This is a genomic window from Luteolibacter rhizosphaerae (assembly GCF_025950095.1).
In the GTDB taxonomy this organism is placed as follows: Bacteria; Verrucomicrobiota; Verrucomicrobiia; order Verrucomicrobiales; family Akkermansiaceae; genus Haloferula; species Haloferula rhizosphaerae.
Genome location: NZ_JAPDDR010000001.1, coordinates 136397 through 157350 on the forward strand (window position 1 = coordinate 136397; position 20954 = coordinate 157350).

The window sequence follows — 20954 nt, forward strand, 5'->3', positions numbered from 1 at the left end:
TGGCAGGCCAGAGGGCTCAGGCTCCCACGATGTCGGGCGGAACCTCGGCGTTCCGACGCTTGCGGCCATAGACCAGTTCGAAGATCGGGGAGGCCATCAGGGTGGTCACGATCGCCATCACCACGAGGATCGAGAAGAGGGCCTCGCCGATGATCCCCCGCTGCAGGCCGATGTTGATGATGATCAGCTCCATCAGGCCGCGGGCGTTCATCAGGGTGCCCACCGCCATCGCGGTCGCATTGTCCTCGCCGGTCAGGCGGGCGGCACCCCAGCAGGCCACGCCCTTGCCGAGCATCGAGGCCAGCAGGATCGCGATTCCCACCAGGATCAGGGAGGGCTGGACCAGCACGTTCAGCTTCGTATTCAGGCCGGAGAAGGTGAAGAACATCGGCAGCAGGAAGACCACCGCGAAGGGCTCGATCTTGCGGCGGATGTCCTCGGCGAAGACCCCGCGCGGCATCGCGATGCCCAGGATGAAGCCGCCGAAGACCGCGTGCACGCCGATCACGTCGGTATACCAAGCCGCCAGGCAGAAGAGCGCCAGCACCACGGCCATCATCGGGTAGCTCACCTCGCCCTCGCGCTCCGCCTTGCGGCCCAGCGCGGCCAGCAGGCGGCGGCCGATGGTCAGCGCGAGCACGCCGTAGAGAATCGAGCCGCCGATCGCCACCAGCGCGGGATTGATGCTCACCCCGCCGATCACCAGCGCCTGCGAGGCACCGAAGGTGGCGAGGACGATGGCGAGGACGCACCAGGCAGCGGCATCATCGATGGCCCCGGCAGCCAGCGCCAGCGTGCCCAAGGAGGTTCCAGCCAGGCCGCGCTCGGAAATGATCCGGGCCAGCATCGGGAAGGCCGTGATCGCGATCGCCGCGCCTAGGAAGAGCGCGCCCTCGAAGTAACGTACCTTCGGCGAGAAGATGCCGGGCACGTGCTGCAGCCACATCACCAGCAGCGCACCCAGGATGAAGGGCACCACCATCCCCGCGATCGACACGCAGGCCGCGCTGCGGGCCCGCAGGCGGAAGTGATCCACCCGGAATTCCAGGCCCACCAGGAACATGTAGAGACCCACGCCGAGCTGCGCGCCCGCATAGAGAATGCCGCGGGATTCCTTCGTGAAAATCAGGTCGGCCGATCCCGGCCAGAGCAGGCCCAGCAGGGAGGGCCCCAGCATCACCCCTGCGATCATCTCGCCCACCACCTGCGGCTGCCCGATCCTCTTCGCCAACAGGCCGACCAAGCGGCACACGATGAGGATGACCGCCATCTGAAGGAAAAACGAAGCTGATAGAGCGTGCACCCCGAGAGTAGAAAGCCAAGGAGCCCCGCCGGACAAGTTGATAGCAGCGCTATCAATAGCGTTGAATTGCAGTTTCTAACAGGGCTGTGGGTGTCGCGGGGAACAGTGGCCTGACCTGCCTGTCTCGCACCCTAGAAGGGTGCCGGGAGCCTTGTTATGTAAGTCTCGACGGCAATACGCTCAGCGGCGCTCAGCGGGTCTTCGGGACGACTTCATCTGACCTTAGATCTAATCTATCGGCTTTGATAGGTCCCGTCGGATAGCATTACCCATCTCCTCCCGACCTTTTGCTTCCGCGTTTTCAATCTCGGACTGGGGAACTCCAGAAGCCGCTGCGTGCTCCCGAGCTTTAGCCAAAGTCGCATTGGCTCCCTTCAGATCGAAGTCCAGGCCCTTGTTCGTTCGCTCGTTGAAGTCGGCCCTTAGTTGAACCTTTGTGGCATCTTTCAGATCGGTGAGCGTCCGCTCTATAGCTTGGTTTGATGGCTTCTCAGTCGGAGCAGCCCTCTCTCCTTGCTCGCTCCGGCATGCACACACCGCCAAGCACACCACAGCTGCTAGAATCGCTTTCATCTTTGTAGAGGATCACTTCCAAACTTCTTGCCACATCCCGTAGAGGGGATCCGCCCATGGCATATCCCTACGTGGGATGTCCTCGATCTCGAAGTGATCTCGCTACGATGGGTGTCGGAGACAGAGGGGTGGGTTCGGCACGGCTGGAGCCTGGCGCTCCCGGGAGCGCTTGATGGGGTCAGAGAAAGCGCTGGAGGATCGGTTCCAGCTTCTCGCGGGTTTCGGCGGGCCAGAGGTTGTTGGGGGTCATGATGGCACTGTCGAGGGAGCGGTGTTCGGGCCACTCCGGGTGCTCGGGGATCTGGGGGATGGCGCGGGTGATGATGCGTTTGGCCATGCTGACGTTCGCATGCAGGTGGGCGATGACGGCGTCGGCGGTGACGGGGGCTTCGTCGGTCTTCCAGCAGTCGTAGTCGGTGATCATGGCGAGGGTGGCGAGGGCGATCTCGGCTTCGCGGGCGAGCTTGGCTTCGGGGAGGTTGGTCATGCCGATGACGTCGAAGCCGAGTTTGCGGTTGGTTTCGCTCTCCGCGCGGGTGGAGAAGGCGGGGCCGTCCATGTTGACGTAGGTGCCGCCGAAGTGGACGCGGGCTTCCTCTTCTTGTGCGGCTTGGTAGAGGATGCGGCGGAGGCCTTCGCTGACGGGTTCGGCGAAGGCGACGTGGCCGACGATGCCATTCCCGAAGAAGGTGTGGTGTTCGCGGCGGCTGGTGCGGTCGAAGTACTGGTCGGGTAGTACGATGTCGCGGGGATGATACTCTTCCTTGAGGCTGCCGACGGCGGTGACGCAGATGAGGAAGCGGACATCGAGGGAGCGGAGGGCCCAGATGTTCGCGCGGTGGCTGATCTCGGTGGGGAGGAGGCGGTGGCCTCGGCCGTGGCGGGGGAGGAACCAGACCTGGCGACCGGCGAGGGTGCCGCCGACGAGGGCATCGGAGGGCGGGCCAAAGGGGGTGTCGATGTGGCGTTCTTCGGTTTGTTCGAAGCCTTCGATTTCGTAGAGTCCGCTGCCGCCGATGATGCCGATTGGGGTCATGCGGGGAGGGAATCAGCAATTGGTGATCTTCCAATCTTAAATCGGGGTGGGGATGCCCCCCCGGGGGGAGATGAGTTTGCTAGTTTTCAGGGTTCAGTTGGGAGGGAAGGCAGGTGCCGAGTGATCAGTGGAAGAGGTTTTTAACCGCGGATGGACGCGAATGAGATCCGGGAGGGTGGAGGTGGGTGGGGATAGGGCCTTGATGAGGAGTGGGGTGGTTGATAGATAGGGGCCGGGTTTTTTCCTCCCCCTTACGATTCGGCGATGCGTGCGATGGTGAATGATGTTCCGGCCCGGCTTATGGTGATGCTGGGTTTGCTGATTCCTTACGGGGTGATGCGGGCTCAGGAGGATGGGACGGCCGGGTCTGGAGTGGCGGTGGGAGGCTTGACGACGGAGGTGCGGACGAAGGCGGGTGAGGAGCATCGAGCCAAGGCGGAGGCGGGGGATGCGCTTGCGCAGGCCATGCTGGCGGATGCTCTGTATTACGGGCTCCCGAGCGACGCGGCTTTTGCGGAGGCGGCGCAGTGGGCGGAGAAGTCCGCGGCGGGAGGATGCCCGATCGGGACGGCGATCCTGGCGGACATGTTCCGCACGGGAAAGGGCCGGGCCCACGATGAGAAGAAGGCGGAGGAATTGGCGGAAGCGAGCCGGGAGCCGCTGCTGGCCGGGACGGACTCTGCCAATGCGGTGTGGCTGCGCTGGGCGGCTCTATCGCCGCCACGCGAGACGGAAGGCCTGTACTTCGTCGGGTCTCTGGAGGGCAATGCGAAGCATCTGGGCCGAAACCTTCCGCTAATGAGGCGGGCGATCGCCGCGGGAGACGTGCAGGCGGCAGTGGAGTGGGCGGAGAGAATTTACAAGTGGAAGGATTGGGGGAGCGGGAGGGAGGACGAGAAGAAGGTGATCGAGGTTCTCCAGCGGGCTTGGAAGGAAGGCCACCCCGCAGCGACGCACATGCTGGGGGATATGTATGCGTTCGGGATTCTGATCCCGATGGATGAAGCGAAGGCGGAGACATTCTACATCGAGGCCGCGGCGGCAGGCTGGAATCCGAGTCGACTGGCACTGGCGAAGGTGGTCAGCAGTCGCTACAAGGGCTTCGTGCGGGAGGCTCTGCTGCGAAAGCTGCAGGAGGACTCCAGGAGCCCGAAGGATTCGGCGCTGGCGGCGAGTTGGTTCCATGCGCTGGAGAGCGGTCAGGGCTTGCAGCGGAACCCGGGCGATGCCGCGCGGTGGTTGGAGATGCTGCCGCCACCCGAGGCTGCGATCGCGCTGGCGAAGGTCATTAAGACGGCGTGCAATAGCGCGAAGGTGGGTCCAACGCACAGCGCGGCTGAGCTGGATGCGCTGTTCGAGAAGATGGAGATGTCATCTCCGCCGCCGCAGGCCTACCGGCTGATTCAAGACGCCGGTTTGTTCGCGCGGGAGACGGATGGCAACAAGTGGTACCTGCGTGCCGCGAAGGGCGGGATCGCCTCGGCCATGTTGGATGTGGCGCGCCAGTATGCGGAGGGTTACGGTCGGACCAAGAGTGCCACGGAAGCCGGGAACTGGTACCGGAAGGCGGCGGCGACGGGTGATCCGCATGCGAACCTGATGGCGGGCCGCTATTGGCTGGACCAGGGGGATGTCGAAGAGGCGGAGCGTTTGTTCCGGGTGGCGGCCTCCCAAGGCGACGGTCTGGCGTGGGAGCATCTGGGAGATATCTGCCTGGAAGGAAAGGCGGCATCGAAGCGGGTGGCGGAAGCGGCGGGCTGCTATCGCAAGGCGGCGGAGACCGGAGGTTTCGCGGCGGCGGGAAAGCTCGTGGTACTGCTGGAGAGCAAGAAGGCGAAACCGATCGATGCGCAGGAGATGGCACGCTGGAATGCGGCGATCGACGAAGCCTTGGCCGAGGAGGATTCGCGCAGCCGGATCTACATTCTGACCAACACGGCGCGGAAGATCGGCAACGGCCCGCACGGCGACAAGAAGGCGGCGATGCGCTGGTGGATACGGGCCGCGGAGGCGGGTGATACCTCGAGCGCGCGCTTGGTGCTGCTGGTCGAGGAGCCGGTGGAGGCAAAAGCCAAGGCGAAGGCATTCGAGGTGCTGAAGACTTCGGCGGAAGCCGGAGACAGCTACGACATGTATATGGTCGCGAGAGCCTACGAGGTAGGGAACGGCACGAAGGCCAGCGCGAAGGAGGCGACGCGGTGGTATGAGGCGGCCGCGGAGAAGGGGGACTACTTCTCGCTGCAGCTCATCGGGGATCGCTATCTGAAAGGTGAGGGGGTGCCCAAGGATCTGACGAAGGCGATCAAGTGGTACAAGACGGCGATCCGGGAGGGATCGACCACGACGATGGCGACGATGGGGCATCTCTATTCCGATGGGAAGCACCTGCGGCCGGACGGGGAGGAGGCGGTGAAGTGGTTCGAGACGGCGGCCGCCTTCGGCGACGGGTTCTCGATGTATAACCTCTGCATCCTGTATCTGAGCGGTGATATCGTGCCGAAGGATTATGTGGAGGCCTACGTGTGGGCGAATGCGGCGGCGGCGGGCGATGACGATGCGATCCGGGAGAAGGCGATAAAGCTGCGGAAGGCGCTGGAGGAGGTGGTGAGCCCGGAGAGCGTGCAGAAGGCGCAGGAGCGGACGCAGCAGTTCTTCGTGATAGTGAAGGAATCCAAGGCCTGGCTCACGAAGCGGATCCAAGCGGGGAAACCGGTGATCCTTTCCTTCGACGAGCCTCTGAACTTCCATTTCGCGAAGGTGGATGTCGAGGACGAGGAGCCTGCTCCCGAAGCGCGGCCTGGGCCGGATCGCAATGAGGCGACAAAGGAGAGCGCCGGCGAAGGACGGGTGATCGGCTCGGCCACGGCGTGGGCGGTATCCGCAGAGGGGCACCTGATGACCGCGGCGCACGCGGTGAAGGGGGCCACGATGGTGACGGTGACGGCTGCGGATGGAACCAAGCAGGTGGCGAGCATCCTGAAGACGGATGTGCGGAACGACCTGGCGCTGCTCAAGATCGAAGGGAAGACCCGCCCGCTGATGCTGCGGCCGAAGGTGCTGATGGGCGAGAGTGTGGCCACGATCGGATTTCCGAATTCGAGCCTGCAGGGGAGTGCGGCGAAGGTGACGGAGGGAATCGTGAGCAGCCTGAGCGGACCGGAGGATGATCCGCGGTTGCTGCAGATCTCCGTGCCGGTGCAGCCGGGAAATAGCGGCGGTCCGCTGCTGGACCGGAGTGGTGCGGTGGTGGGGATGATCCAGGCGAGATTGTCCGATGCGGCGACCTTCGAGCAGTCCGGGTCGATCCCGCAGGTGGTGAACTACGCGCAGAAGATCTCGCTGATCCAGACGCTGCTGGAAGGGATCGAAGTGCCGGATGCGGTGACGAAGGGAGACAAGCTGGAGCTGCCGGATATGGTGGAGAAGGCGCGGCCCTCCGTGTATCTGCTGGAGATCCGCTGAGGCCTGCCGCTGCGCTTATTCGGTGAGTGCTCCTCACGGCGCGGCCATGCTTGCCCGGCACCGGGCCGAAAGGGGGGCGATGTGGCGCTCTTCGGTTTGTTCGAAGCCTTCGATTTCGTAGAATCAGCTGCCGCCGATGATGCCGATTGGGGTCATGGGGGGATCAACAATTGGTGATCTTCCAATCTTAGATCGGATGGTGGCTTTGGAGGGGGCACAACGGAATATAGGGACGAGTTCGGAGTTGGTGCGAAGAGGAGCGGGTGAGGGAGAGGGTTTTCAACCACAGGTGAACGGGATGAACGCAGATGGATGGAGGGATGTGAGATGAAGTGCCGAGTGATCAGTGGGCAGTGATCAGTGGAAGAGATTTTAACCGCGAAGAGGCGCAAGAAGGCGCAAAAGTTGAGGGCGGGGTTGAGGTGATTGTTGAGCAGAAGGGAAGGGAGGAAGGCAGGGGTGTGGAGGTGGAGAGGGGGTAAGGATTTTTGCCGCGAAGAGGTGCGAGGAGGGGAGGGTTTCGAGGAGGTGGGGGATGGGGTGGGCCTGCAGAAAGGTGAGTGCCGAGTTATTGGTAAGATCAGTGGAGGATGTGATCGAATGCCGGTGAGTAATCGCTTGAACACTTGTGGGTGGGCTGCTAGATCGGGCTTGGTTCGACGTGCTCCCATTTTTCGCTGATTGCCCGATGTCCAGGTTGTTGAATCCTTTTGCGATCCCTGTGGTGGTGGCGGGTGCTGCTTGCTTGCTGTCCTTCCCGGTCGCGGCGGAGGAGGGGGAGAAGGGGGCTGCGGTGGAGGTTAGGCGCTTGGCGACGGTGGTGCAGGCGAGGGCGGGTGAGGAGCATCGGGCCAAGGCGGAGGCGGGGGATGCGATGGCGCAGGCGATGCTGGCGGATGCGCTTTATCACGGCCCGCCGAGTGATGCGGTGTTCGAGGAGGCGGCGATGTGGGCGGAGAAGGCGGCGGCGGGGGGATGCCCGGTGGGGACGGCGATTCTGGCAGATATGTTCCGGACGGGGCAGGGCCGCCTGTGTGACGAAGAGAAGGCGGAAGAGTTGGCGGAGGCGAGTCGCGAGCCCTTGCTGGCAGGAGCGGATTCGGCGAATGCGGTGTGGCTGCGATGGGCGGCGCTATCGCCGGCGCGCAAGGCAAAGGGTCTGCATCTAGTTGGCTCGATGGAGGGCCATGCGAGTCACCTGGGTCGCAACCTGCCGCTGATGAGGCGGGCGATCGCCGCGGGCGACAAGCAGGCGGCGGTGGAGTGGGCGATGAGATTCTACCAGTGGAAGGATTGGGGGAGCACGGAGGCGGACGAGAAGCAGGTCATTGGAATCCTGAACCGAGCGGCGGCGGAGGGCTATCCAGCGGCGATTCATATGCTGGGCGAGATGCATGCCCAAGGGCTGCTGATCCCGATGAACGCAGGGGTGGCGGAGAGGTACTATCAGAAAGCTGCCCAAGCGGGCTGGGGTCCGAGCCGGCTGGCGCTGGCGAAGCTGGGCGGGAGGAAGGATGGCGGCCTTTGGCACCGCGCTCTCCTTAACAAGCTGCAGCAGGACTCCGCGACGCCAAAAAATTCGGCGCTGGCGGAGAAGTGGTTCCTCGCGCTGGAGAGCGGCTTGGACATGCCGAAGGATTCGAAGGCTGCCTCCCAGTGGCTGTCGCTGCTGGAGCCTGCGGAGGCGGCGATCGCGATGGCGAGGATGATCAAGCTGGGATCCGAGGTAAGGGACGGGAGGAGGACGCTACGTGAGAACGAACGCGAGTCGCTTTTCCTGCGGATGCAGGAGTCTTCTCCTCCGATGCAAGCCTACCGGTTGATTCACGAGGCGGCCTTGATCGCACTACAAACGGACGGGGTGAAGTGGTATACCCGTGCGGCGGAGGGAGGGCTGCCGCAGGCGATGACCGAACTGGCGGAGCAGTACGCCAGGGGCCACATGCAGGCGCAAAGCAGCGTGGAGGCGGGCAAGTGGCATCGCAAGGCGGCGGCGACGGGGCGGGCGCATTCCCTCTACATGGCCGGCCGCTACTGGCTGAAGCAGCAGGATCTCGGCGAGGCGGAGCGTGTGCTCAAGGAAGCCGCGGCGAAGGGTAGTGACGATGCGTGGGAATATTTGGGCGATGTGTGCTTGAGCGGGAAGGGTGCGACGAAACGAAGTGGGGAAGCGGCGGGCTACTATCGCAAGGCGGCGGAGGCAGGGAGTATCGAAGGTGTGGCGAAGCTGCTCAGGCTGCTGGAGAACAAGCAGGCGAAAGCAAACGACGCACAGGAGATCCAGCGTTGGACAGCAGCGGTCGAGGATGCGCTGAAGGATGAGCCGCCTGCAGGGCAGGTGTTTGCTTTGACGCGGATCGCACGCAGCATCGAAAATGGGCCCGATGGGGACGAGAAGGCAGCGCTGCGCTGGTGGGCGCTCGCGGCAGGAGCGGGGGATATCTCCAGTGCCCACACGCTTCTGCTGACCGAGCACCCGGTGGATTCCAAGGCGGCGGCCAAGGCCTTCAAGCTTTTGAAAGCATCGGCCGAAGCGGGAGACGAGGACGAGATGTATGCGATCGCGGCTGCCTATGAGAAGGGGAGGGGTGTGAAGGCCAATGCGAGGGAGGCGACGCGCTGGTATGAGGCGGCGGCGGAGAAGGGCATTCCCATCTGCATGACGATCACCGGTGAGCGTTATCTGGAGGGAAAGGGCGTGCCGAAGAATCTCTCCAAGGCGATCAAGTGGTACAAGGCGGCGATCCGGGCGGGATCGACCACGGCGATGGGGGCGATGGGGGAACTCTACTCGAAAGGGAAGGAGATCCAAGCGGACGGAGCGGAAGCGGAAAAGTGGTACATGACCGCTGCTGTCTTTGGCGATGCCTATGCACCGTATTTCCTCTCCATGCTGTATCTGAGCGGGAAGATCGTACCGAAAGATCATGAGGAGGCCTACATGTGGGCAAGTGCCACGGCGGCGAGCGAGAGTGAATTGGTGCGCAAGAATGGGGCGAAAATCCTCAAGGTGCTCGATGGCGAGATGAGTCAGGCAAAGATTCAGAAGGCGAAGAAGCGGACGCAGCAGTACTTCGCGCTGGTGAAGAAGGCGAAGACGGTCATGGCGCAGCGGATCCAAGCGGGGGAGCCGGTGATCACCTCTTTTGAAGAGCCTTTGGACTTCGTCTTGAACGGCGATGTGGAGGAGCCGGATGAGCGGCCGGCTCCAGTTCCTGCTCCTGCTCCGGTTCCGAATCGGGAAGATAGGGCTCCAGTGAAGAGGCGTGACGCGCCGGTGCTGGCATCCGCCACCGCGTGGGCGGTTTCCCCGGGCGGTCATTTGATGACGGCGGCGCACGCGGTGAGGGGTGCGAAGGAGATCACCGTGACAGGTGAGGATGGACGGATGCGCGTGGCCCGGCTCTTGAAGACGGATACGGTCAACGACATCGCGTTGATCAAGATCGAAGGCGCGACCAAGCCGCTCCTGCTGAGGACGAAGGTGCTGATGGGGGAGAGTGTGGCGACGATCGGCTTCCCCAACTCGGACCTGCAAGGGAGCGCCGCGAAGGTGACGGAGGGGATCGTGAGCAGTCTGAGCGGTCCCGCGGACGATCCGCGCTTGATGCAGATTTCCGTTCCGGTGCAGCCGGGGAACAGCGGCGGTCCCTTGCTGGACGGGAATGGAGCGGTGGTGGGGATGATCCAAGCGAAATTGTCGGATGCCGCGACCTTCGAGCAATCCGGCTCGATCCCGCAAGTGGTGAACTACGCGCAGAAGATCTCGCTGATCCAGACGCTGCTGGAGGGCATCGATGTCCCCGATGCGGTAGGCAGGGGCGCGAAGATGGAACTGCCCGACATGGTGGAGAAGACGCGGCCCTCGATCTATCTGCTCCAGATCCGCTAAGCTGTGCCGGGTGTGCGGGAGCGATAGCGGAACAGGATATTTCCGAATTGAGGCCGGCAAGGCTGAAATCCTTGGGCCGGAGGCAAGGGCCCCTGCTATCCTGCGGGAATGTCTGACGAAAACTGTGAAGGGGAGAAATTGGCCGCCAGCCAGAAGCCCAAGGGGCGTTACAAGTTGAACTCCCGCCAGCTGCTCTTCGCCCGTTTGGTTGGCGAGGGTAAGTCGCTCCGTGAGGCCTATCGCCGCGCCTATTCGGTGAGTGCTCCTCACGGCGCGGCCATGCTTGCCCGGCACCCCGCCGTAGTAGAGGAGATTGCCCGGCGTCGTGCGGAGGCGGAGGAAGCAAGCGTGCTCAAACGCAACGAGGTTCTCGAACTCCTGACCTCCATCATCCTTACCCCGGTAGCCGATCTGGATGTAAACCATCCCCTCGTTCAGGAATACACCCTTACCCGCCGCGGGGAGATCGAAACGCTTCGCGTCAAAGCCCTCTCCAAGATGGATGCCATCAAGCTCCTCGGTCTCATGTGCGGCTGGATGAAACAGGATAATGAAGTCCAACCCATGACCTTCGTGCTGAAGAAGATGTGGGAGGATTAATCGTCAGGATGAGATCTTAACCGGGAATGGCGCGATGGGGAGGCGGAAGGCGATTACGGTTCGCTGGCGTTTCATCCGTGTCTATCCGCGTTCATCCGTGGTTCCTTGAAATGGGAGTCACTGGGGCCGGACGCGGAGGTAGCGGCGGGTCGCAGTATTGAGGGGCAGGGTGGCGGTGGTGGTGGGGCCGGTGGCGAGGACGAGCGGCAGGGCAGTCTGCCAGTTAGCGAGGTCGCTGCTTTCCTCGACGAGGTAGCTGCGACCGGGAACGCTGGCCCATTCCAGGTGATGGGCATCGGTGGTGGCGAACTCCGAGATGCGTAGTAGAGAGCCGGGATCGAGGGGATTGGTGCCGGCGGAATATTCCCCGCTGTTAGAAGCACCGTCGCGGTCGGGATCGGCGGCGGCATCCGGGATGGCGGGGTTGGTGCCATTGAGGAGTTCCCAAGCATCGGGAAGTCCGTCGCCATCGGTATCGACGGCGGGGTTGAGCAGCCAGTCTTCCTCCACGCGGGCGAAGGTGATGCGGGAGTAGTCGTCCTTCTCGAAGAGGATGCCGATGGAGCGGTCCGGCAGGATGCAGAGGGAGGAGTACGCGGAAGAGCCGGCGTAGAGCTGTCGCGAGACGGGCCATGAATCGCCGCCATCGGCGGAGACGCGGAGGGTGAAATTCGAGCGGCTGGAGCTGCTGGCGGGATTGCCGAAGAGGATGAGCTCGCGCGGATCGCCGCGGTGGCGGCTGGCCCACTGGAGCACGCTGCCCTGGCAGACGGGATCCGGGACGGAGGGGAGGCGGAAGAGGCTGCCCCAAGTGCCATCGCGCATGGGGACCTCGCCGCCCGGGGTGTAGCGGATCCAGGCGCGCTGGCCATTCGAGGCGGTGGGTGTGCGCATGGAGAAGAGGAGGCGACCGTCATCGAGCTCGCACACGGTGTTCTCGTTCGTCTGCGGGGAATCGACAGGGATGTCCGCGCCGAAGTCCCAGGTGGCGCCGTGATCCGAGCTGAACACGGAGCAGACGCGGACGGTGCCGGAGGCATCGCGGTACTGGGAGGGGAAGACGAGCGTGCCATTCCGCAGGGCGATGCCGTGGCCGGGGCCATCGAAGATGAGGCGCCAGTTGGGGTCGTCCTTCACGGCGGCGGTGACGTTGATGGGCTCGCTCCAGGTATCGCCGCCGTCATCGCTTTTCGAGAGGACGTATTGGCCGGTCTCGGAGGGAAGGGTGCCGGGACCGGAGCCATTGTAAGCGCGGTTCCCAAAGGACCAGAGTGCGGCGACCCAGAGGGTGCCGGTGGCGGGATCGCGGAGGATGCAGGGATCGCCTACGCCATTGCCGGAGGAGCCGCTGACGCTGGAATCGTAGTCCATGATGGCGCGGGTCTCGGTCCAGGTGGCGCCGCCGTCGGTGGAACGGCTGTAGCCGACATCGATGTTTCCGGGGAGGTCGGCGCTGTTGTTATAGCGGTGGTCGTAGACGGCGTGGAGGGTGCCGGAGGGATCGCTGACGATGCCGGGGATGCGGAAGTTCACGATGCCTTGTTCGCCGCCCACGACGACATCCGTGAAGGCGGGGACGAGGGCGAGCGTGAGGACTCCGGCGGGATCGGTTTGCGGTGGAACGGTGGTGCCGCTACGGGTGCCGGAGAAGCCGAGGGAATCCCAGGTGGCATCGAGCGTGGTGCCGAGCGGCGGGTGGCGCTGCGGGATGATGGCGATGGCGAGGCGGTTCGTTCCCTCCGCGAGCGGCAGGACGCAGGGGAGGACGAGCGAGTCGCTGGATGGGGAATCGAGCTGCGCGAGGGTGGCACCGGTATCCTGCGAGACCAAGGCGACGGAGGCGATGTGCTGGCGGGTGCCGGGAGCGAGGGTGATGGCGGCTTGAACAAGCGTGGTGCCACCGGCGTCGTTATCGATGCTGGCTTCTAACAGATTGTGCCGGCCGAAGCGGGCGATGGATCGCGGAGCCTGCGAGATGGCGATGGTGAAGGGTGGCGGGGCGATGGCTCCCCAGCGGGTATCCCATGCGGTCTTCAGCGCGGCGATGGCGTTGGCATCGAGCGCGGAGCTGTAGACGGCGAGCTCCGCGATATCGGCAGAGAGCCGGGAGAAGGGCGAGCCGCCGTTCGAGCCGAGGATGAGCCCGCCGAGCGGGGCGGTGCCCGAATCCGTCACGGTGGCGGCGAGGCTGCCATCGATCCAGTGGCTGATGGTGGTATTGCCCGTGCCATCCGGGGCGTAGGTGAAGACGTGCTGTTGCCAGATACCGGTCTGGCGCGCGGTGGTGGCGGTCTCCGCGCTATCCCATGCGCCGGCGGTGGCAGTGGTGCCGGCTTGCCAGGAGCCGTTGCGGACTTGGGCGCGGGTCTTGCCGCTGCCGGTGGTGCCATCGAAAAGGAAGCCGTTTGCTGCGGAGCCGACCCGGCAGAGGATGGCGACGCTGCGGGGACCGCTGATCGCGCCGAACTCGGTGCTGGCATTCGCCCAGAGGTCGTTGCTGCCATCGAAGTGCATGACCCTGCGGGATTCGCCGCTGCCGGAAACGACGGAACGCCGGAAGGTCTGCCCGGCGACGCGGCGGGTGAGATCGCGGGTGGCAGCGCCGTTGTGCAGGGTGGCCCAGCGGTTGACCGCGCCATTCGCGTCGAAGCCGGTGCCGTTGTCCGCGACGAACCAGCCATGGACGCTCGCCCACTCCGGGAGCGGCTGCTGCGGCAGGGCGGAGAGGGCGATGATTTCCGCGGCGATGCGCTCGCCGAGGAGGATCTGGCTCTCTGCATCGTAGTGGACGTTCTGGCCGTCCTGATTGTGTACGACGAGTCCCGTACTTTCCGCGTAGCCGATATCGGCCTGGCTGGTTGCCAAGGCGACTTGGGCGGCGCGGGTGGTATCGCGGTTCGTGCCGGAGCCCGCGATCTCGCCGAATACCGCCTTCATGTTCGTGGCGGAGGGCAGGTCGGCCTGAAGATTCGCCATCAGCTCGCCGAAGCGCGTGCCTGCTTCGGCGGCTTCCGTAGCTCCGTTGCTTTCTCCTTGAACGTAAATAAGTCCTGCGATGCGTGCGCTATCGTAACCGGGTGGCAGATCTGCCAAAGCCCCGGCCACCGTGGCCACCACATGATCGTACATATGGTGATCCGCCGCGCTCTTCTGCCAGAAGGTATTTCCACCGCCGCCGCGGGATGCCTTCACCACCGCGAAGTGACGGTAGCCGGCATTCCAAAGCATGCGGGAGAAGCCGATCTCCGGGCCCCAGTGGTCGTCATTCCCGGTATAGTAGCCGCCGGTTTGAGCGCCGATGCGGGTCCAGCCGGGGGACTTGCCGAGAGCGGTGTCCCCCGCAGGTGTGCCGTCGCTACGATTGTCCCAGTAGAAGGGGATGCCGTTTGCTTGCTCTGCCGGATGAGTGCCGGGCAGTCCATGGCGCATGGAGACATCCGTGGTGCCGACGGTGCCGAGGGAATTCGACTGTCCGGTGAGGATGAAGATATCCAGCGTCTCCGCGGCGAGAGGCCCGGAGAGAAGCGGGAGGACAAGAGCGAGGCGGGGCAGGCGCATGGGCGGTGAAGTGGAGATCAGGCGCGCTTGCGGCGGAGCAGAACGAGCAGTGCGAGGCCGCCGAGGAGGCTGGCGGAGGGCTCCGGCACCACGCTCACGTCCATGACGATGTTATCGAAAAAGACGAAGGGAGTGGCGGAGAGATTGGTGGTGCGGCCGAGCACGAGCGAGAAGGCATCGCCATCCAGGCTATCGATGGTGGCGAAGGTGGCGGTGTAGCTGCGGTCGGTATTGTAGCCGCCGCCGGTGATGCCGGAGGGGCCGCCTTGGGCGATGAAGTTGAGGCCGAGGGCGTCCGCGGCGGTATTCGAATCGCCGAGGGTTTGGGCGACGAAATTCGGGGTGGTGAGGGCACCGTTCGAGCCGCCGATGAAGGTGAAGGCATTGCCGGCGGAGGCGAAGTTCACGTAGGCGTTGAGGTCGCTGGTGGCGACGTTGGTTTGCGCCGAGGCATACCAGCTCAGGGTGATGAGGTAGTATTCGCCGCTGCCGAGGGCGGGCAAGGTGCCGAAGGTTTGATTGGTCTGGATCTGCTGGTAGGTATTCCCGGCGGCGAGCGAGCTGATCCAGCCGTGGGTGGTTTCTCCGGATCCTGCGGCGGCGGGGTTAAAGAGGCGTGACGCGTTCGCGTTCACGGCGGTGTCCACGCTGTCGGAGTAGTTCCAAGTAAGCTGCGCGGTGAAGGTGATGGCGGTGGGATTTGCCGCGGTGGAGCCGAAGTCTTCCGAGAGAACGACGGTGCCGGATGCGGCGGCGGTGAGGAGGATTGAGGCGATGGCGGGGAGAGTGCGGTTCATAGTGCGGCACCAGTCCATGCGGACGGGCGGACAGCAGCAATGGTCGCGGACTGGTCTGGTGTGGCTACCAGTTCGGGTGGGGTCGACACGCCGGGTGGTGGCGAAGAAGATGAAGAAGTGAGATCCATCCTGACCGCGATGTGGTTGCTGGTGATGCCTGCCGCTGCGCTGGAGTTGGGGCGTGCCTATGGCGAGCACATGGTGCTGCCCATGGGGAAGGAGGTGAGCGTGCGGGGCAAAGCCGACGCGAGGGCGGAGGTGATTCTCCGATTTGCCGGGCAAGAAGTGAAAGGCCGCGCGGACGGGAGGGGTGAATGGGCTCTGGGTCTAGCGCCGATGGCGGCTTGTGCCGAAGGAAAGCAACTGGTGGTGGAATCGGGGAAAGAGCGGCTGTCGCTGGGGAACGTGGTGGTAGGGCGCGTGTATCTGTGTTCCGGGCAATCGAACATGGACTTTCCTCTGAGCTCGGCCGTGGGAGGCGGGTCCGCCATCTCGACCGCAGGGAAATTTCCTCTGGTGAGAGTCTTCAATCTAACAGGTGTGCGGACGGATGCCCGTCGCTATGAGCCGGAGTTGCTCGCAAAACTGGATGCGGGGCGGAACTTCGAGGGCAGGTGGCGGTCTGCTGCACCGGGAGCGGTGGAGAACTTCTCCGCGATCGCTTGGTGGACGGGGCTGACGCTGCACGAACGAAGCGGTGTGCCGATCGGGCTGGTGGAGAATGCGGTGGGCGGCTCGGGGACGGAGGCGTGGCTGCCGCGGGAGGTCATCGAATCCCGGACGATGTATCGCGAGGAGTTCGGGAAGGACTGGCTAGCGAGTGAGAAGATCAGTGATTGGGCGCGAGGGCGGGCGAGGGATAATCTAGGAGAGCGGATGGAAGGGAATCATCCCTATAAGCCCGGCTATCTCTTTGAAACCGGAGTGCGGGGCTTCGCCGGTTTTCCTTTCGAAGGTGTGCTTTGGTACCAAGGGGAAACGAATGCCGAGATCAATGATGTGGAGTGGAACCGTAGTCTGATTGTCGATCTGGTGGAGGGATGGAGGCAGGGATTGGGAGATCCGGGCCTGCGCTTTTATCTGGTGCAGTTGCCGCGGATCGGCGGGAATGATCCTCTGCGGCGCTATTGGCCGGAGTATCGGCGGGCTCAAGCAGAGGCCGCGCGGATGCTGAAAGGGGTAGTTTTGGTAGAGACGCAGGATCTGGGGTGGGAATCACCCGATGTGCATCCGCCGGACAAGCTGCCGGTGGCGAAGCGCTTGGCGGAGGCAGTGATGAAGGGGCTCCGGTAACGGGGAGAGGGACGCCTCCGGAGCCATGGATTTGGCTGTAACGGGGAGACGGGGAAGGGTATGGGTAAGGGCGAGATGGCGGCTGTTCCCGATCGTTCCGACAGGCAGGTTTCACTGTTCGCTACGACGCGATGGTCGATCGTGGGGGCGGCGGCGGGGGATGATGATACGCTGGCGCGGGAGGGGCTGGCGGCCTTGTTCGAGACCTACTGGGCACCGCTGTATCGCTATGTGCGGCGGCTGGGACAGCGGGAGCAGGATGCGGAGGATCTGGTGCAGGGGTTCTTCGCGAGCCTGTTAGAGGGGCGGGGGCTGCGTTTGGCGGATCCGCAGAGGGGTCGTTTCCGGGCGTTCATGCTGGCCTCGCTGAAGCACTACATGGCGAACGAGTGGCGGCGCGAGCACCGGCAGAAGCGGGGCGGATTCGCGCAGCACCTGTCGATCGACTGGAAGGATGCGGAGACGGGCTTGAGTCTGGATCCGGCGGACGAGCGGAGCCCGGACAAGCTGTACGACCGGGAGTGGGCGATGGCGCTGCTGGACAAGGTGCTGGATGAGCTGGCGGCGGAGGAAGAGGACTTCGGGCGCTGGAAGCCCTTCCTAAGCGTGAGTAGCGGAAGCATCCGCTATGCGGAGATCGCAGAGGAATTCGGGATGACGGAAGGGGCGGCGCGGGTGGCGGTGCACCGGCTGCGGAAGCGCTATCGGCATCGCCTGCGCGAGGAGATCGGGCGGACCTTGGTGAACGGGGAGATGGTGGAGGAGGAGATGGCTTCCTTGTTCGCGGCGCTGGCCGAGTAGAAATCATCAATCACCAATCTTCCAATCATCAATCGAAGTGCGATGAAGAGAACCGCTTCGCCAGAATTGGGACGCTATGCTTGGGTTCGATTTAATTCTGTCTCTCGGGGCTGTCCTACTGACGAGATGGCTGAATCTCGTAACGTTCCGCTGCGGATCTTTAAGGGCTTCTTGAGATGAACACGGATGCTGCTTCCGAGAATTGTCCCGAGTGCGGGAAGGTGCTGCCGGCGGGGAGTGCGCACGGGATGTGCCCGGCCTGCCTGATGGCGCAGGCGATGGCTTCCCGGACGCTGGATGGTGAGGGCGGGGAGGAGTCGGCGGGAGTGCCGCTCACGCCGGAGGAGATGGCCGACAAGTTCCCGCAGTTCGAGATCCTGGAGTGTCTGGGACGCGGGGGGATGGGGGTGGTCTACAAGGCGCGACAGAAGTCGCTGAACCGGCTGGTGGCGATCAAGATCCTGGCGCCGGAACGGGAGCGGGATTCCAAATTCGCGGGCCGTTTCGCGCGGGAGGCGGAGCTGCTGGCAAAGCTGAGTCATCCGCATATCGTTACGATCCACGACTTCGGCGATACGGAGGGGCTCTTTTACCTGGTGATGGAATTCATCAACGGGGTGAACCTGCGGGACTTGCTGCGGGAGGGGAAGATGCCGCCGGAGCAGGCGCTGGCGATCGTGCCGCCGGTGTGCGAGGCGCTGCAGTATGCGCACGAGCAGGGGATCGTGCACCGAGACATCAAGCCGGAGAACATTTTGTTAGACCGGGAGGGGCGGGTGAAGATCGCGGACTTCGGGATCGCGACGCTGGCAGGGGATGCGGGCGATCCCTCCGGAACCCCGGCCTACATGGCTCCGGAGCAGCAGAGCGTGGTGAAGATCGTGGACCACCGGGCGGATATCTATGCGCTGGGGGTGGTGCTGTATGAGATGCTGACGGGGGAGCGACCTACGACGCTTCCCGTAGCTCCATCGCAGCGGATCCAGATCGACGTGCGGCTGGACGAGGTGGTGCTGCGGGCGCTGGCGAAGGAGCCGGAGCTGCGATTCCAAACGGCGGCGGACTTCCGCACGGTGGTGCAGACGATGGCGCGGCGGGGGGATGGAACCACGAGCACGGCGGACTACCATCCGGCGCAGGGCGTGGACTATCGCTCGTCGCGGCGCTTCCTGGGGCTGCCGCTGCTGCATGTGGCCTCCGGGGTGGACCCGGTGACGAAGAAGCGGCGGGTGGCCAAGGGCTGGGTGGCGATCGGGGATACGGCGGTGGGCGGCATCGCTTTGGGAGGAATGGCCTGCGGGGGGATCGCGGTGGGCGGTGTGTCGGCCGGATTGCTCGGCTTCGGCGGGGTGGCGCTCGGGCTGCTGGCGCTGGGTGGCGTGGCGCTGGGCGTGCTAGCGGCGGTAGGTGGACTAGCCATCGGCGGGGTGGCGGTGGGCGGCATGGCGATGGGCTACTATGCGCATGGTGGCGGGGTGAGGGGTGTGCATCTGTATGGCCCGGGAGTGAGGGATCCGGAGGCGGTGAGGTTCTTTGCGCCGTGGGCGGGAGGCTTCCTGAGGACCATGGGGATCTGGGGCACGGCGGCTTTGTTCGTGTCGATCGCGATTCAATTTGCGGGGATGCAGTGGGCCTTGGCAAAACAGCGGGCTGGCGGCGGATCCAACAAGGGGGACGGGCCGAAGGGAGAAGGCAAAGGTGTGCTGGCGTTGATGGCGCATTTCCTGCCGGCAATCTTGCTGGCCTTCATGTGGTTCAGTGGCGGTCTGGAGAAGGGGGCGGTGATGATCCTGAGCGTGGTGGTGGTGGCGACGTTGGTGATCGGGGCGCTGCGGCTGAAGTCGCCGGGCATGAGGTGGTTCGTGCCCTTCGTGGCGCTGGCGATTTGTTTGGGGGTGGGGGGCGTCTTTCTCAAGAAGCACAAGCTGTCGTGGGTATGGGATGCGATGCCTCCGCAGGCGGAACAGCAGGACGAGCGTAGGGAGATGCTTTCAGCGGATCTTGTCGCGCGGGCTGAAGCCGACCCGAGCAAAGGCTTGGAGATGCGTTGGATGGTGGAGGATCCGCGCAAGGGCACGCCCTTCCGGCCAGCACCCGGATCCATGACGGGCAAGCATGTGCGGGACTACTATCTCTCCGGAGTGGTGGCGGATGAGAAGGATCTCGCCGATGTGAGGCTGACGCCCACGGAAACGGGAAAGGGGTATCTCGTCATTGAGCTGAATGCCGACGCGGTGGAGAGGCTTCGCAAGGAGGAACGAGCGAAGCCCGGCCGGGTGCTTGCGGTGGTGTGGCAGGGACAAGTGCTCCGCGGGATACGGCCGAGCACTCCGGTGAGCCGTGTGTTTGAGATCGATCTGGGGAGGGCCGAGGTGGACGCGGAGGCGATGGTGCTCCGGCTCCGCCGCGGGTTTTCCGGCGGGGGCCGCTTCATCCATGTGGAAGGCTCGGGCGAATTCAACACGCTGGCCTCCGCACTCTTCGCCGCGCCGGAGAATGCGGTGATCCGGGTGCCGGAGGGCGTTTTCAAGGAGCGGATCGAGATCACGAAGCCGGTGAAGATCATCGGGGCAGGCTGGGAGAAGACGCGGCTGGAAGCAGGTGGCGATGTGGTGGCGATGGAGGGCAAAGAGGCGGAAGCGGTGAAGCCGCTGGTGATGATCCGGACGGAGGGCGAGGTTCTGTTAGAGGGAATGGGGATGTCGCTGCGGACGCAGAAGATGCATGGCGGGGGAATACCGCGGATCGCGGTGGTGAGCTCGGACAAGGCGAAGCTGACGATGCGGGGTTGTGCGGTGCTGGGCTCGCCGGGGAACGGGATCGAGGTGCGGGAAGCGGCGGGTGGCTTGATCGAGAATTGCCTGGTGGCGGGAGTATGGGGCACGGGGATCGCGCTGGCGGGGAACCGGATCACGGTGCTGAACAGCGATGTGCGGAACTGCTATCACCGCGGGATCACGATCTCCGACCAGCGATGGGGGAAGACGACGATCCGCGGCTGCCGGATCTCGGGGTCTGCTTGGCACGGGATTCGATATGATGATTGCTCGCCGCTGATCACGGGCTGCGTGATCACGGGAAATGCTCGCAGCGGGATCTATGTGTCCGGGAACACGGTGGGGGAGATCTTCGGGAATATCTTCGCGAAGAACGAGATGAACAGCATCTCGTGCTGGTTCGAGAGCCGGGACCGGATTGTGCGGAATATCATCGCGGATGATCAGCGCGAGGCGCTGGCGGTGCTAGGCTTGGCCTCGCCGCTGGTGAGAGGGAACGTGTTCGTGGGGAAAGGGATCGTGCAGTCGCAGATCGGCGGGGATCGGCTGACGGCGAAGGCGTATGGTACGCCGAAGCTGGAGAACAATGTGTTCTGGAAGGTGGGGCAGCCGCACCAGCGCGGGTATCCGGCGGAGGCGGTGGCACTGCCTGAGGGGAACCGGGTGGAGGATCCGGGGCTGGGGGCGGGCTATATTTTGCCGGAGGGATCGAAGCTGCGGGAGGAGCAGATCGGGCCGGAGGTGAATCCGGTGGGGCTGAGTCCGTATCCGATCCAGCCCGAGGAGAAGGCGATCATGCCGGAGGGGGATTCGCGGGATTCGAGGCTGTGGAAGGGGCAGGGCTAGAGGGGAATGACGAATG

The 20954-nt window shown here is 64.2% G+C and carries 11 protein-coding genes; 6 read left to right on the top strand and 5 right to left on the bottom strand.

Annotated elements, in window-relative coordinates:
• Positions 1-16: 16 nt before the first annotated feature.
• From OJ996_RS00515 to mtnP, 3 genes are all read right to left on the bottom strand, one after another.
• Positions 17-1270 carry a cation:proton antiporter gene (locus OJ996_RS00515; RefSeq protein ID WP_264510054.1) on the bottom strand — a complete coding sequence of 418 codons (1254 nt, stop codon included), beginning with the start codon at positions 1268-1270 and terminating at the stop codon, positions 17-19.
• A gap of 261 nt (positions 1271-1531) precedes the next feature.
• A complete protein-coding gene (locus OJ996_RS00520) occupies positions 1532-1876 on the bottom strand; it encodes a hypothetical protein (RefSeq protein ID WP_264510056.1) in 345 nt (114 codons plus the stop codon).
• Between the two features lie 178 nt (positions 1877-2054).
• A complete protein-coding gene (mtnP, locus tag OJ996_RS00525) occupies positions 2055-2912 on the bottom strand; it encodes an S-methyl-5'-thioadenosine phosphorylase (protein ID WP_264510058.1) in 858 nt (285 codons plus the stop codon).
• A gap of 264 nt (positions 2913-3176) precedes the next feature.
• Here mtnP and OJ996_RS00530 point away from each other — a divergent pair, with 264 nt between their 5' ends.
• The 3 genes from OJ996_RS00530 (at position 3177) to OJ996_RS00540 (ending at position 10866) form a co-directional block, all read left to right on the top strand.
• Entirely contained in the window at positions 3177-6374 is a 3198-nt protein-coding gene (locus tag OJ996_RS00530) for a trypsin-like peptidase domain-containing protein (RefSeq protein ID WP_264510060.1), read from the top strand.
• 688 nt (positions 6375-7062) lie between these two features.
• Complete coding sequence (locus OJ996_RS00535; RefSeq protein WP_264510062.1) at positions 7063-10266, top strand: trypsin-like peptidase domain-containing protein; 3204 nt, start codon at positions 7063-7065, stop codon at positions 10264-10266.
• Positions 10267-10374: 108 nt separating this feature from the next.
• A complete protein-coding gene (locus tag OJ996_RS00540) occupies positions 10375-10866 on the top strand; it encodes a hypothetical protein (RefSeq protein ID WP_264510064.1) in 492 nt (163 codons plus the stop codon).
• A gap of 117 nt (positions 10867-10983) precedes the next feature.
• On the opposite strand, the gene OJ996_RS00545 is transcribed toward OJ996_RS00540, so the two are convergent.
• Positions 10984-14424, bottom strand: coding sequence for an exo-alpha-sialidase (locus tag OJ996_RS00545; protein ID WP_264510066.1), 3441 nt, complete (start codon positions 14422-14424; stop codon positions 10984-10986).
• Positions 14425-14441: 17 nt separating this feature from the next.
• Entirely contained in the window at positions 14442-15221 is a 780-nt protein-coding gene (locus OJ996_RS00550) for a hypothetical protein (RefSeq protein ID WP_264510068.1), read from the bottom strand.
• Between the two features lie 117 nt (positions 15222-15338).
• Between OJ996_RS00550 and OJ996_RS00555 the strand changes: the two genes are divergently transcribed.
• From OJ996_RS00555 to OJ996_RS00565, 3 genes are all read left to right on the top strand, one after another.
• Positions 15339-16514: a sialate O-acetylesterase gene (locus OJ996_RS00555; protein WP_264510070.1), complete on the top strand. Its 1176-nt coding sequence runs from the start codon at positions 15339-15341 to the stop codon at positions 16512-16514.
• A 75-nt stretch (positions 16515-16589) separates the two neighbouring features.
• Entirely contained in the window at positions 16590-17315 is a 726-nt protein-coding gene (locus OJ996_RS00560) for an RNA polymerase sigma factor (protein ID WP_264510072.1), read from the top strand.
• A gap of 176 nt (positions 17316-17491) precedes the next feature.
• Positions 17492-20938: a protein kinase domain-containing protein gene (locus OJ996_RS00565; RefSeq protein ID WP_264510074.1), complete on the top strand. Its 3447-nt coding sequence runs from the start codon at positions 17492-17494 to the stop codon at positions 20936-20938.
• The last annotated feature ends 16 nt before the right edge of the window (positions 20939-20954 follow it).